Source organism: Mycobacterium sp. D16Q13 (genome assembly GCF_002013375.1).
In the GTDB taxonomy this organism is placed as follows: domain Bacteria; phylum Actinomycetota; class Actinomycetes; order Mycobacteriales; family Mycobacteriaceae; genus Mycobacterium.
In genome coordinates this window covers 392,292-405,886 of sequence record NZ_MAEW01000001.1, presented here as the reverse complement: position 1 = coordinate 405,886, position 13,595 = coordinate 392,292, and the positions used below count along the sequence as shown (strand labels likewise).

9 protein-coding genes are annotated in these 13,595 nt (G+C 65.7%); 3 read left to right on the top strand and 6 right to left on the bottom strand.

The features are described 5' to 3' along the window. Positions 1–29: 29 nt before the first annotated feature. Positions 30–1,799, top strand: coding sequence for a glycerol-3-phosphate dehydrogenase/oxidase (locus B4400_RS01995; RefSeq protein WP_078288275.1), 1,770 nt, complete (start codon positions 30–32; stop codon positions 1,797–1,799). Between the two features lie 22 nt (positions 1,800–1,821). After that, complete coding sequence (locus B4400_RS01990) at positions 1,822–2,715, top strand: pseudouridine synthase (protein ID WP_078308666.1); 894 nt, start codon at positions 1,822–1,824, stop codon at positions 2,713–2,715. A gap of 103 nt (positions 2,716–2,818) precedes the next feature. On the opposite strand, the gene B4400_RS01985 is transcribed toward B4400_RS01990, so the two are convergent. The 4 genes from B4400_RS01985 to B4400_RS01970 are packed head-to-tail and all read right to left on the bottom strand — an operon-like array spanning position 2,819 to position 9,087. Further along, positions 2,819–3,421 (bottom strand): pyridoxamine 5'-phosphate oxidase family protein, encoded by a 603-nt coding sequence (locus B4400_RS01985; RefSeq protein WP_078308667.1) that lies wholly within the window; start codon positions 3,419–3,421, stop codon positions 2,819–2,821. After that, positions 3,418–3,810, bottom strand: coding sequence for a VOC family protein (locus B4400_RS01980; RefSeq protein WP_502688369.1), 393 nt, complete (start codon positions 3,808–3,810; stop codon positions 3,418–3,420). The genes B4400_RS01985 and B4400_RS01980 overlap by 4 nt, the downstream gene beginning before the upstream one ends. 25 nt (positions 3,811–3,835) lie before the next feature. Further along, positions 3,836–8,377, bottom strand: coding sequence for an ATP-dependent helicase (locus tag B4400_RS01975; RefSeq protein WP_078308669.1), 4,542 nt, complete (start codon positions 8,375–8,377; stop codon positions 3,836–3,838). A gap of 29 nt (positions 8,378–8,406) precedes the next feature. Next, positions 8,407–9,087, bottom strand: a complete 681-nt coding sequence (locus tag B4400_RS01970; RefSeq protein WP_078308670.1) for a TetR/AcrR family transcriptional regulator — start codon at positions 9,085–9,087, stop codon at positions 8,407–8,409. A gap of 151 nt (positions 9,088–9,238) precedes the next feature. Here B4400_RS01970 and B4400_RS01965 point away from each other — a divergent pair, with 151 nt between their 5' ends. After that, positions 9,239–10,630, top strand: a complete 1,392-nt coding sequence (locus B4400_RS01965; protein ID WP_078308991.1) for an SDR family NAD(P)-dependent oxidoreductase — start codon at positions 9,239–9,241, stop codon at positions 10,628–10,630. Between the two features lie 32 nt (positions 10,631–10,662). On the opposite strand, the gene amaB is transcribed toward B4400_RS01965, so the two are convergent. Then, positions 10,663–12,222 carry an L-piperidine-6-carboxylate dehydrogenase gene (amaB, locus tag B4400_RS01960; RefSeq protein ID WP_078308671.1) on the bottom strand — a complete coding sequence of 520 codons (1,560 nt, stop codon included), beginning with the start codon at positions 12,220–12,222 and terminating at the stop codon, positions 10,663–10,665. Continuing rightward, positions 12,219–13,526 (bottom strand): 2-oxoadipate dioxygenase/decarboxylase, encoded by a 1,308-nt coding sequence (gene hglS, locus B4400_RS01955; protein WP_078308672.1) that lies wholly within the window; start codon positions 13,524–13,526, stop codon positions 12,219–12,221. Before hglS ends, amaB begins: the two co-directional genes overlap by 4 nt. Positions 13,527–13,595 lie beyond the last annotated feature (69 nt).

The following is a 13,595-nucleotide window of genomic DNA, read 5'->3' as shown; positions in this document are numbered from 1 at the left end:
CCCGTTAATGGGAGTGGAAGGGAGCAGTCGTGAGTGACGCAACCAGCCCATCGGTATCGGGTGGACCGACCTACACGTTCCTTGGACCGCAGGCCCGTTCGCTGAACTGGGAGCGCCTGGGATCCGAGCAGTTCGATGTCATCGTGATCGGCGGTGGTGTGGTCGGTGCCGGATCGGCTCTCGACGCGGCCACGCGTGGGCTGAAGGTCGCGCTGGTCGAGGCGCGTGACTTCGCCGCCGGGACGTCGAGCCGCTCCTCGAAGATGTTCCATGGTGGGCTGCGCTACCTGGAGCAACTCGAATTCGGTTTGGTCCAGGAGGCATTGCGCGAACGTGAGCTGTCGCTCTCGACGCTGGCACCACATCTGGTCAAGCCGCTGCCGTTCTTGTTCCCGCTGACCAATCGGTGGTGGGAACGTCCCTACATTGCCGCCGGCATCTTTCTGTATGACCAGATGGGTGGCGCGAAATCTGTTCCCGCCCAGAAACATCTCACCCGCGCCGGTGCACTGCGGCTGGCGCCGGGGCTCAAGCGCAACTCGCTCATCGGTGGTATCCGCTACTACGACACCGTGGTCGACGACGCTCGCCACACCATGAACGTGGCCCGCACGGCGGCGCACTACGGGGCCGTCGTCAGAACATCCACTCAGGTGGTCTCGCTGTTGCGTGAGGGCGATCGCGTCACCGGCGTGGTGGTGCGTGACACCGAGAACGGCGCCGAGACCGAGGTTCGCGGGCATGTCGTCGTCAACGCCACCGGGGTGTGGACCGACGAGATCCAGGCGCTGTCGCGTACCCGCGGCCGGTTCCGGGTGACCGCGTCCAAGGGTGTTCACATCGTGGTGCCACGAGACAGGGTTGTCAGCGAGGTGGCGATCATCCTGCGGACGGAAAAGTCGGTGCTGTTCGTCATCCCGTGGGGCAACCACTGGATCATCGGGACGACCGATACCGAATGGAATCTCGACCTGGCACATCCGGCAGCCACCAAGGTGGATATCGACTACATCCTGAACAAGGTGAATACGGTGCTGGCAACGCCGTTGACGCACAACGATATCGATGGCGTGTACGCGGGCCTGCGGCCACTGCTGGCCGGTGAGGATGACGACACGTCCAAGCTTTCCCGTGAGCACGCCGTCGCGGTGGCGGCGCCGGGGCTGGTGGCCATCGCGGGCGGTAAGTACACGACATATCGCGTCATGGCCTCCGATGCCATTGATATGGCAAGCGAGTTCGTGCCGGCACGGGTCGCGCCGTCGATCACCGAGAAGGTGCCGCTGCTCGGTGCCGACGGGTACTTCGCCCTGATCAATCAGACCGAGCATGTGGGGGAGACCTACGGCCTGCATCCCTACCGGGTGCGGCATCTGCTGGACCGGTACGGTTCGCTGATCGGCGAGGTGCTGGCCTGTGCGGGCTCGGATCACACCTTGCTGGAGCCGATCGCCAAGGCGCCGATGTACTTGAAGGTGGAGGCGCTGTACGCGGTGGTTGCCGAAGGTGCCCTGCATCTGGAGGACATTCTCGCCCGGCGCATGCGTATTGCCATCGAGTACCCGCATCGTGGCGTCGACTGCGCCCAGGAGGTCGCCGAGCTGGTGGCTCCGGTGCTCGGCTGGTCCGCGGAAGACATTGTGCGCGAGGTGGATACCTACCGTGCGCGAGTGGATGCCGAGGTGCGCTCGCAGCGTCAGCCCGACGACGCGTCGGCGGATGCGCTCCGGGTCGCGGCACCCGAGGCACGCTCGTTCATCGTCGAACCGGTGACCGACGTACTGTCTCCATCCAAGTAAGACTCGGCAGTCAGTCCCGCTGATGAGCCCGAGAAGAAGGGCTCCAGAGCCACCGCTACCGGTTCGGGACGGCTTGGGACCGGTCCGAATTCGCCTGCGAGCAGACGGGCGGGTGGTTGATGAGCTGGTGTCCCGATTCGGACCGGCCGCCGCCGAGAAGGTGAGCGGGGGCGAGGTTGTCGACGCCGAGGGTGTGGCCGTCACCGCGGAGACACATCTGCGCGCGGGATCGTCGGTGTATACCTATCGCGACGTGGCCGCGGAGGTTCCTGTTCCTTTCGCCATCGACGTATTGCACTGGGATGACGACGTTGTCGTGGTTGACAAGCCACATTTCCTCGCCACGATGCCGCGCGGTCGCCATGTCACCGAGACAGCACTGGTGCGGCTGCGTAGGACGCTGGACCTGCCGGAACTGGCACCCGCACACCGCCTCGACCGGCTCACCGCGGGCGTGCTGCTGTTCACGGTGCGCCCCGAGGCCCGCGGCGCCTATCAGTCGCTGTTCGCGCAACGCCAGGTGGTCAAGATCTACGAGGCGTTGGCGCCCGTCGACCCGGAAGTCGTCCTGCCGGTGACGCTGCGGAGCAGGATCATCAAGCGGCGCAGCATCCTTCAGGCGAGTGAGGAGCCGGGTCCGGTGAACGCCGAGACCCATATCGAGCTGCTTGAACACGACGGTTCGACCGGCAGGTACCGCCTGACCCCGAGCACCGGGCAGACCCATCAACTGCGGGTGCACATGAACAGCCTGGGAATCCCGATCGTCAATGACCCGCTGTATCCCGAGGTTGTGGAGGTGGCTCCGGATGACTTCACCCGCCCGCTGCAACTCGTGGCGCGCTCGCTGGCATTCCGCGACCCGTTCACCGGCAGGGACGTCCGGTACGAATCGGCGAGGGCGCTACGGCAGTGACGCCTGGAGATGTTCGGCGGAGCCCCGCAGGTAGCGTCCCGGTAGATCCGCCAGTCCCTGAACCGTGCCGGGTGAGTTCGCAGCACCCGATGGGTGGCGGGGTTCACGGTCGCGCGGCTTCGAGCTCGGCGATGCGGGCGCGGAGCTTGTCGATTTCGGCAGTCAGCTCGGCCTCGCGGGCCTGTGCTTTCTCTTGATAGGCCTTGCCGAGATCGGTGAGGTACTGCTGGTCATAGCGGGGAATGATGCTGCGTGAGCAGTTCCAGTCGAATGCTTCTACCGCGATATCGATCTCGCGGCGTTCGCCGTCGTGCACGGTGCCGCGGCCGAACAGCTTGAGGCGCTGCTTGCGTGGATAGTCGACGATGAACATCGCCAGCCGATCGTCGGCCGCGAGGTTTCCGAGCGTCACGAACTGGCTATTGCCCGGAAGGTCGATGAACCGCAGTGTGTTACCGCCGAGGTGGCGGACGAATCCTGCGGGGCCGCTGCGGTATTGCAGGTATGGCCATCCGGTCGGGGTCACGGTGCCCAGACAGAACTGGGTCGCCTCGGCGATCATTCGTAGCTCCCGTGACCCGAGGTCGGCGGGGCCGTCGTCGGGGCGTTCCAGATGTGTGCCGTAGGCGACATAGCTGCCGTTGGCGCGCTGCCGCTCGATCGCGTCCGCGCCGAAGGCGAGGTGGTGGTAGTGGTTGTTGGTCATGGGTACACCGCGATCTCGATCAGGTTTCCATCCGGGTCGCGGCAGTAGTGCGATGTCATCTCGCCCAGTGCCCCGATCTTGGTCACCGGGCCCTGCTCGACGTCCACACCGCATGCGCCGAGGTGTTCGCGAACCTCGGCCGCCGAGGCATCGGTGATGAAACACAGGTCGTCTGATCCCGCGGCCGCCGCCCGGCCCGTGAACCACTCGTCCTGGGTTGCCGTGACGGGCCGCAGGTTGATCTTCTGCGTGCCGAATGTCAGCGCCGTCCGGCCTGCGGGGCCGAAGGTTTCCCGAGTCATGCCGAGGACGCGCTGATACCAGGCCGCGGTTGCCTCCACGTTGGTGCAGTTGATCACGATGTGGTCGAAGCGTGTCACTTTCACCAGTACCGTCTCCTCGTCGCGCAGGCGCTCATCGGCGTACCCTCAGCCCTCTCGGCGTACGTGCGAAACCTGCCTCCAGTAAGGCTGCGATGACGGCCGACTCGCCGATATCGAAGACCGATCTGCCATCGGCTTTTTCGATCACCAGACCATCGAGCCCGCCCTCGCGGACCAATTCCATCGTGCCCAATGCGGCGGCGTGCAGCATCGTGGGGTCGGTCACGAAGCTAAGCAGCGACTTGCCGCCTCTTTCGATGTAGAGAACCAGATGGCCGTCAACGAGCGCCACGAGCGCCCCGGCCTTACGGCCCGGTCGATGACCAGAGTCGGACGCCGCCCGCGGCCACACCAATGCCGCCCCATACGGATTGGCCGGATCGGTCGCCGCCAGCACGGTAGCCCGGCACGGTGTGCGCTCATCGTCGACGGCGTCGAGATATTCACGCAGCCTGTCCACGGTCGTGGGAGAGGCGAACTGCGCACCCCCGAGCGATTCGACGAAATAGCCCCGGCGGCAGCGTCCGTTGTCCTCGAACGTCGACAACACCTTGTACAGCCACGCGAATCCGCCCGCGACACCCTCGGCGACGACGCTGCCCTTGGTCACCACGCCATACCGTCCGAGCAGCAACTCGGCCTGCATATGTGAGCGCTCGGTACCGTCGGCCAGCCGCTCCGGGAGTAGTGACCACCGGCCCGCGACCGCGGGATCGACCGGTGCCGCGGTGGGGAGTGGCGTGTAGGCGCGCAGTCGGGGAGCACGCCGGTTTCGGTGCGCGGTACGTGATTTAGTGCTGGTACCCAGCAGCGCTCGTACGGGTGCGAAAGTGTCTCCCGTCACTTGCCCCGCCCACACCAGATCCCACAACGCCGCCCTGGTCGCGGCCTCGCCGAATTGACGGAAGAAGAATCCGCCGCCGGCGGCCAGGCCATCGAGGATCGCTCGGTGTGCCTCGTCGAGAACAACCGGATCGGTGGCAGCGAGTGTGGCCGGCGCAACCCCGCTCGGATGCAATGCGATCCAGCCATCCTGTGCGGTGATCGAGCCATGTCCGGACCACACCGCCTCCCCGGAGGCCAGCAGTTCGTCGAGCATCTGGGGGGAGTAGTCGCGAACCCGGCGCGCCAGAATCAGTGGCTCCCAGGCGGATGCGGGTATCGGTACCCCGGCGAGCTGGTCGATGACGGTGGCCACTCCGTCGACCCCACGCAGGCTGGAATCGAGGTACTGCCATTCGGGCAGGAACCGTGCGAACGCCGCCGTGCTGACGGGTTCCACCTGTGCGCGCAGTGCCGCGAGGGACCGTCGACGCAGAATCCGGAGGACCTCCGCGTCGCACCATTGCTCAGAATCTGTGGCACCTAAGTCGTATTGGCTGGTGAATTCACCACGCACCAACTGGCCGCGGGCGGCCATCGCCGCCAGGGCGTCGGCGGCGACGCGGACTCCGATGCCGAAGCGCTCGGCCGCCTGCCCGGTGGCGAACGGGCCGTGTGTCCTGGCGTATCGGCCCAGCAGCTCTCCGAGCGGGTCTGCGGTCGCGTCGGTGAAGGCTGCGGGCACCCCCGGAGGTACGGGCACCCCGAGCGCGTCACGCAGCCGGGCCACGTCTTCGACGGCTGCCCACCAAGAACGCTGCCCGTAGTGGGTCTCGACCACCCGGCGTGCCGTGACGAGCTCACGTAGCCAGTCGGTCCCGACGCCGGTGCACCGTGTGGCGACCTCATCGGCGGTGAGTGGGCCGAGGAGCCGGAACAGGTCGGCAAGGCCCTCGGGGTCGCGAGCTTTGCGCTCGTCGGCAAGATGCTGCAGTTGTCTTTCGGTCGCCTCGATGACGGCCGGGTCGAGCAGCTCCCGCAGCTCCACACGGCCCATGAGCTCGGCGAGCAGGCCGGTGTCCAGGGAGAGTGCCGCGGCTCGTCGCTCGGCCAGTGGGCGATCCTCGTCGTACATGAATCCGCCGACGTAGCTGAACAGTTGAGCGGCCGCGAAGGGAGACGGTGTATCGGTCTGCACCTCGACGATCCGGATCCGGCGCTGCTCGATACCGGACATCAACCGCACCAGGGTGCCGATGTCGTAGACGTCCTGGAGGCATTCGCGCAGCGCCTCCAGGACCATCGGGAAATCGGAGTGCTTGCGTGCGACATCCAACAGTTGTGCGGCGCGCTGGCGCTGCTGCCACAGCGGCGATCGGCGGCCGGGAGTTCGGCGGGGTAGTAGTAGCGCGCGCGCCGCGCACTCGCGGAACCGCGCCGCGAACAGCGCGGACCCGCCGACCTCCCGCGTGACGATGGCCTCGATTTCCGCGGCATCGAAGACGAAAAGACTTGCTCCGGGCGGGTTGTCATCGGTGTCGGGGAGTCGCACCACGATGCCGTCGTCGGTGGCTGTGGGTGACTCGCTGACGCCGTAGCGCTGTTGGAGCCGATCGGAGACGGCGAGTGCCAGCGGGCCGTTGACCCGTAGTCCGTACGGTGAATGTAACACGATGCGCCAGTCGCCGAGCTCGTCACGGAACCTCTCGACGATCAGCGTGGTATCGGTGGGGACGGCGCCCGTCGACTGCAGCTGGTCGGTGAGCAGCCTGCGTAGATTCCCCATGGCGAAGTCATCGAATCCCATTTCCGCACAACGTGTTTCGAAATCGGTATCGTGTGCGGCGGCCAGCTCGCCGGTGAGGTGTCCCAGCGCCATCCCCAGCTCGGCGGGCCGCCCTACCGCGTCGCCGCGCCAGAACGGCAACCTGCCTGGTTGCCCGAAGGCAGGGACCACCACGACCCGCTCATGGGTGATCTCGGTGATGCGCCAGCTGGTGGCACCCAATGAGATCACGTCGCCCGGCCGAGACTCGTAGACCATTTCCTCATCGAGTTCGCCCACCCGTGAGGGCTTCTCGCCCTCGGCACCGGCGTACATGTACACCGTGAACAGGCCGCGATCGGGAATGGCGCCACCGGATGTCACCGCCAGCCGCTGCGCTCCGGGCCGTCCGGTGAGCGTTCCTTCGTCTCTGTCGTAGACGACGCGCGGACGCAGCTCGGCGAAGTCGGTGGAGGGGTACTTGCCGCTGAGCAGGTCGAGCACCGCGTCAAACGCGCTGCGCGGCAAGGAGTTGAAGGGGGCACTACGCCTGACGACGTCGAACCAGGTCTCGACATCCAGCGGATCCAACGCACACGCGGCCACGGTGTGTTGGGCCAGGATGTCCAGCGGATTGGCAGGTACTTGCAGGGTCTCGATATCGCCGGCGAGCATGCGCCGCACCGTGACCGCGCAGCCCAGCAGATCGGTGCGGTGCTTCGGGAAGAGCACGCCTCTGGACACCTCACCCACTTGGTGACCGGCTCTACCGATGCGTTGCAGTCCACTGGCCACCGACGGCGGCGCCTCTACCTGAATCACCAGATCGACGGCGCCCATGTCGATTCCGAGCTCCAGGCTGCTGGTGGCCACCACGCATTTGAGCCGGCCCGTCTTGAGATCGTCCTCGATGTTCGCGCGCTGTTCCTTACTCACCGAGCCGTGATGCGCGCGGGCCAGCAGGGGGGCGGCACCATAGGTCTGCCCGCTGCCCATGATGTGCGCCGGGGGTCCTCCGGGTACGCCGGGATTGGGTGCGGGGGTGAGGTCCACGCCGAGGCGCTCGGCGTGAATCTCGTTGAACCTGGCGGTGAGCCGCTCAGCGAGGCGACGTGAATTGGCAAAGACGATGCTCGACCGATGCACTTCGATGAGGTCGACGATGCGCTGCTCGACATGCGGCCAAATCGTGTTTCCGCCCGCCCGTGGAGAATCGGCGCCGGCTTCCGGATCCGGGTACGTGTCGGGGGCGCTCATATCCGAAACCGGCACGACCACCGACAGGTCGAAGGTCTTGGGACTGGCGGGGGCGACGACGGTAGCGGGAGCGCGGCCGGACAAAAAGCGCGCGACCTCTGCCGCGGGCTTCACCGTCGCCGACAGGCCAATTCGCTGCGCCGGCTGGGGAAGACGCTCATCGAGCCGCTCGAGTGAGAGCGCGAGATGCGCGCCGCGTTTGGTTCCGGCCACCGCGTGCACCTCGTCGACAATGATCGTGGTGACAGTTCCCAATGTTTCGCGCGCCGCCGAGGTCAACATCAGGAACAGCGATTCGGGGGTGGTGATGAGGATGTCCGGGGGAGAGGAGATCAATGCGCGGCGGCGCTGCGCTGGCGTATCGCCCGAGCGCACCCCGATGGTGATCGAGGGCTCGGGCAGGCCCTTCCGCAGTGCGGTCCGGGCGATCCCGGCAAGAGGGGCACGCAGATTTCGCTCGACATCGACAGCGAGTGCCTTGAGGGGCGAGACGTACAGGACCCGGGTTCCCGGGGCCACACGGTCGGCACCGGCCAGGGTGTCAACGGCCCACAGAAACGCCGCAAGGGTCTTACCGGATCCGGTGGGGGCGACGACGAGGGTGTTATCGCCGTTGGCGATGGACTGCCATGCGTCGGACTGTGCCTGCGTGGGAGCCGGAAATGATTCGGCGAACCATTCCCGGGTGGGTGCCGAGAACCGGGCGAGTGGACCGGACTCGCTGCTCATCAGACCATCGTGCCAACAAGGACCGACAATTAATCGGCGCCCATGAGATCGACGACAGCCTTCGGGATGTTCGGCACCCGCCGCACGGCGTCGATCATGGCGTGTGCGGAGGTATCGGCGAGCCAGTCGACATCGAGATCCGGGTTGATGGCCCGTTGGCGCGCCAGTTCCTGGTTGAACGTCAGCCACGCCCGGATGACCACCCGCAAGATGGTGACAAGATCCGGTGTCAATTCATCGCAGGCGACGTGTTTGACGACAGCCATAATGCGGTCGGTCTGCTTGTCGTATTCCTGCTGCTCGATGGCCGCCACGGTGGGATCGGCGGAATCGATCATGCGGAAGACGGTCACCGGGGCGTAAGGATGTTCTTCCTGGTAGTGCAGATAGACCAGGAGGGTGCGCCGCAGGCGCTCGAAACCTGTGAGCGTCGGGTCCATGTCCAGTGAGATCGTGGCGTCGTAGAGCCTGTCGTACTCGGCCTGCATCACCGCGGTGTAGAACGAGCGCTTGTCGGGAAAGTAGCGGTACAGCAGCGCCCGCGAGACGCCCGCCTGCTCAGCTACCTCATCCATGCGGACATCGTCATAGTGACGTTCGCCAAATAGTTGAGTTCCAAACTCGAGGAGCTCGGCGCGCCGATCTTCGGGGGTCAGCCGACGGCGAGGCGATGAGCCGCTCGGGCGAACTGCATCGGAGTCGTCGGTCATCCAGCAGATTTTACTAGGCGGTGGGTTCTCACTTGGCGCGATCGGTGAGCACTCGTCAGGTTCACACGGGTTCCGCCGGATCTGCCATGTCGAGAGACGCCAGCCGCCTAACTAGACTGCTTCGGTGGCTAAGCACATCGACCCCGAGGACATGGCCATCTTTGGGCGCGTCCTGGATCAGGCCGCCGAGCTCGCGCCCGATCACCCCGATTCGATTGCCGTGCAGCGCGGTGTCGCCAAACTCTTCAAGATTCTCAAGAGACAGCGCCGTCGCCAGGCGCGCCAGGCCGAGCTGGATGCCGACCGCGCCGTGATCGGAGCGACGGCCACGGGTTCAGCCGATCGGATCGACGACGAGACGGCAGGGCTGCCCTTGCGTGGTGGTGACGCCGTGGGGACGCTGCGGCGCCCGCAGCATTGCTACATCTGCAAGGTCAGGTACACCGAGATCGACGCCTTCCACCATCAGCTGTGCCCGGATTGCGCGCCCGCCAACAGGTCCCGGCGCGATCAGCGTACCGACCTGACCGGGCGGCGGGCCGTGCTGACCGGTGGCCGCGCCAAGATCGGGATGTACATCGCGTTGATGTTGTTGCGCGACGGGGCCAGCCTCACCATTACGACCCGCTTCCCGCGGGATGCGGCCCGCAGATTCGCGCAGCTGCCGGATGCGGCGGGCTGGCTTGACCGGCTGAGCATTGTGGGCATCGACCTGCGCGACCCGGCGCAGGTGGCGCGTTTCGCCGATGAGGTGGCCGCACAAGGTCCGTTGGACATCCTGATCAACAATGCCGCCCAGACGGTCCGTCGCAGCCCGGGCTCCTACACGTCATTGGTCGATGCCGAGCAGGCGCCGCTCAGCGGTGCCGCAGCGCGGGTCCCGATTACGGCGATGGGTGATTCCAGTGAGTTGCACCCGCACACCTTGGCGCTCGGAGAGGGATCCGAAGCCGCCGCGCACTCGCTCGTGTCGTTGGCGTTGACCGCGGGCTCGGCCACGCCGGACCGGGTCGCCGATGGCACGGCTGTCGATGCCGGTGGGTTGCTACCCGATCTCGTCGATACCAACAGCTGGGTGCAGACGGTCGATCAGATCAACCCGCTGGAACTGCTTGAGGTGCAACTGTGTAACAGCGTGGCGCCTTTCATTCTGTTATCGCGGCTGCGTCCCGCGCTGCGCGCCTCAACCGCCACGCGCAAGTATGTGGTGAATGTGTCGGCGATGGAGGGCAATTTCTCGCGTGGCTATAAGGGGCCCGGGCATCCGCATACGAATATGGCCAAGGCCGCGTTGAACATGCTGACCAGGACCAGTGCGGGGGAACTGTTTTCCGAGGGCATCCTGATGACCGCCGTCGATACCGGCTGGATCACCGATGAGCGTCCGCACACCAGCAAGATGCGTTTGGCACAAGAGGGGTTCCGGGCGCCGCTGGATCTCGTGGACGGTGCCGCCCGGGTGTATGACCCCATTGTTCAGGGTGAGCGTGGCGTCGATCTGTATGGCTGCTTCCTGAAGGACTTTCAGCCTCACCCCTGGTAGCGCACCGTGGCGGCTACCAGGGGCTGAACCGGCTAGCCGAAGTGAACGCCTTGGGCCAAGGGCAGTTCCGTGGAGTAGTTGACCGTGTTGGTGGCGCGTCGCATGTACGCCTTCCACGAGTCGGACCCCGACTCGCGGCCGCCGCCCGTTTCCTTCTCTCCGCCGAACGCTCCGCCGATCTCGGCCCCCGAGGTACCGATGTTGACGTTCGCGATTCCGCAGTCGGATCCGTCAGCCGCCAGAAAACGTTCCGCCTCGCGCATGTCCAGGGTGAAGATCGCCGAGGAAAGGCCTTGGGGTACCGCGTTGTTCAGTGCGATCGCCTCGTCGAGAGTGTCGTAGCCCAGCACGTACAGAATCGGGGCGAAGGTCTCCCGGTGTACGACGTCGCTCTGTTCGGGCATCCGTACGACGGCGGGGGTGACGTAGTAAGCGCCATCACCCAGCTCCCGATGTTCGCCGCCGATGACGGTTCCGCCTTGCGCGCGAGCGGCTTCCAGAGCGTTCTGCATATCGCGGAATGATTTCTCGTTGATCAGTGGGCCGATCAAGGTGTGCTCGTCGAATGGGTCGCCCACCGGAAGCTGGCCGTAGGCATTGACAATGCGCTCGACCAGTACATCGGCGACAGAGTCGTGAACGATCAACCGCCGCAAGGTAGTACAGCGCTGACCGGCGGTACCCGCAGCAGAGAACACGATGCCGCGCACCGCCAGATCCAGGTCTGCCGAAGGAGTCACGATCGCCGCGTTGTTACCGCCCAACTCCAGTAGCGATCTGCCGAAGCGTGCGGCCACCCGCGGACCGATCTCCTGGCCCATCCGCACTGACCCGGTTGCACTCACCAACGCGACGCGCGGATCGTCGACGAGTTGTTCGCCGACCTCCCGGCCGCCCTGGATCAATCGGCTGACCTCCGGCGGTGCCCCCACGTCGGCGGCTGCCCGGTCCAGAAGTGCCTGGCAGGCAACGGCAGTCAGTGGTGTCAGTTCGGACGGCTTCCACACCACGGTGTCACCGCAAACCAGGGCGATCGCGGTGTTCCACGACCACACGGCGACGGGAAAGTTGAAGGCCGAGATGACCCCGACGACGCCGAGCGGATGCCAGGACTCCATCAGGCGATGTCCGGCGCGCTCGGACGCCATCGTCTTGCCGTACAGCTGCCGGGACAGGCCGACGGCGAACTGGCAGATGTCGATCATCTCCTGCACCTCGCCAAGGGCCTCGGAGACGATCTTTCCAGCCTCGATGGTCACCAGCTCGGCCAGATCCTTCTTGTGTTCCGTCAGCAGCTCGCCGAGACGGGCCACCAGCGCACCGCGGACGGGGGCGGGGGTGGTGCGCCATTGTGAAAACGCCTGAGCGGCTTCGGTGATGGCGTTGTCGATATCTTCCGTGGAACTCGCCGTGAGCGTGAAAAGCGTGTCACCAGTAATGGGCGTACGGACCGCGACGCCGCCATTGCCGCCCGCCTCCGCGCTCAGCTCCACGTCGGCGCCGATCCAGCGCAGGGCGTTCTGGGCCCGCGCGCGCAACTCTTCGGCGGACGGCAGCACCTCAGGGGATGAGGTGGGCAGGGTGGTGGTCATCGGTCGGCTCCTATCGTGAGGTCAGATTGTGCGGCGATGGCGGCGTACAGCGCATACGGATCGTGAATATCGCGGCCGATTGCGCCGGACATCCATTCCTTCGAGTAGGCGGTGGTGCAACGATTGGCGCCGTCACCGTAGGCACCGTCGTCATCAAGATTGGATCGGAAGATCCCGGCGGCCGAGCGCGGCAGGAAGTCCTCGTACACGATAGGGCTGCGCACGATGTCACCTCCGGGGCCGGCGTCGGTACGGAAGTACGCGAGTTCCTGCTCGGCCAACCCGGATTCGGTGTCGGGAAAGTGATCGGCCCATATGGACGCGGCCCGTTCGGGATCTGCGTGCGCGGCATCGATGGCGGCCATTGCGTTGTCGTAGCGGGTGCGACCGGCGGGGGTCAGGGCGATGCCCCTGGCCTCGACTTCGCCAAACCGGACCCGCAGCGTGTCACTGGCCACGGAACCATCACTCATGCGGAAACGGCGTGGCTCGGCCAGCGCCCGGAATGAGGTCTGCCGCAGGAGAACGTCGGGCCCATGCCACCGGGGTGGTCCCTGAATCGCGTCGATCATGGTGATGCCGCGTGCCGTCATCCGCCGGTAGAGGTCGTCGATATCGAGCACGCGCGGGGTCAGATGGTTGATATGCGTGCCGCTCACACCGGCGATATCGGCCGCGACGGGTGAGACCGCGGAAAGCTCGTCATACCAGGCACGGTCGATGGGGGTGCTGGACAGCGCGAAGGACGTGACGGCCTCGCGAATGAAATCCCCGGCCTGTGCCGGGGTGGCTCCTCCGGCGGCGCTGATCATTCGTGCGTGTGCCAGCAGCGCGGGATCGAACAGTTCTCGTTGCTCCACGAAGTTTTCCACGCGGGTGCGCAGGCCTGTATCGAAGAATCGGCGGTCGGCCGTCGCGAGCATCGAGGTGAACACACGGAATGGGTTGAGCGCCAATTCTTTTTCGTCGATGGGACGGAACGCCGTGGAGACCACGGGCACCGGGGACGCGGCATCACGCAGATCGTAGAAGTCGACGGGGTACATGCCAAACGCTGCGAACAGGTCGGCAACGGCGGCGAGTTCGCGTGGGCTGCCCACGCGGATCGCACCGTGGCGTTCGGCGGTCACCCGCTCGACCGATCCGAGCCGCTCGGCATCCGGATGTGTTGTGGCGTAAGTCTGGTTCACCTCGGTGCTGACATCGACCAACGTGTTGTATGCGGGAACCTCTGTCCCATACATCCGCGAGAGTGCCGCCGCGAAACCTGCCCGGAGTTCCCAGCATGGGATGAGTGCCGTCATCGTATTCGTCTCAGAGTTGAGGTGATTGGCCTGCGCAAGTCCGTTCCTTGTCGTCGCTGGTCGCGGTAC

Bases quoted from the DNA above. Each gene is read 5' to 3' on its own strand.
- B4400_RS01975 (WP_078308669.1), bottom strand. From the start codon at position 8,377: ATGAGCAGCGAGTCCGGTCCACTCGCCCGGTTCTCGGCACCCACCCGG.
- amaB (WP_078308671.1), bottom strand. From the start codon at position 12,222: ATGACCACCACCCTGCCCACCTCATCCCCTGAGGTGCTGCCGTCCGCC.
- hglS (WP_078308672.1), bottom strand. From the start codon at position 13,526: ATGACGGCACTCATCCCATGCTGGGAACTCCGGGCAGGTTTCGCGGCG.
- B4400_RS01985 (WP_078308667.1), bottom strand. From the start codon at position 3,421: ATGACCAACAACCACTACCACCACCTCGCCTTCGGCGCGGACGCGATC.
- B4400_RS01990 (WP_078308666.1), top strand. From the start codon at position 1,822: ATGAGCCCGAGAAGAAGGGCTCCAGAGCCACCGCTACCGGTTCGGGAC.
- B4400_RS01965 (WP_078308991.1), top strand. From the start codon at position 9,239: ATGGCCATCTTTGGGCGCGTCCTGGATCAGGCCGCCGAGCTCGCGCCC.
- B4400_RS01970 (WP_078308670.1), bottom strand. From the start codon at position 9,087: ATGACCGACGACTCCGATGCAGTTCGCCCGAGCGGCTCATCGCCTCGC.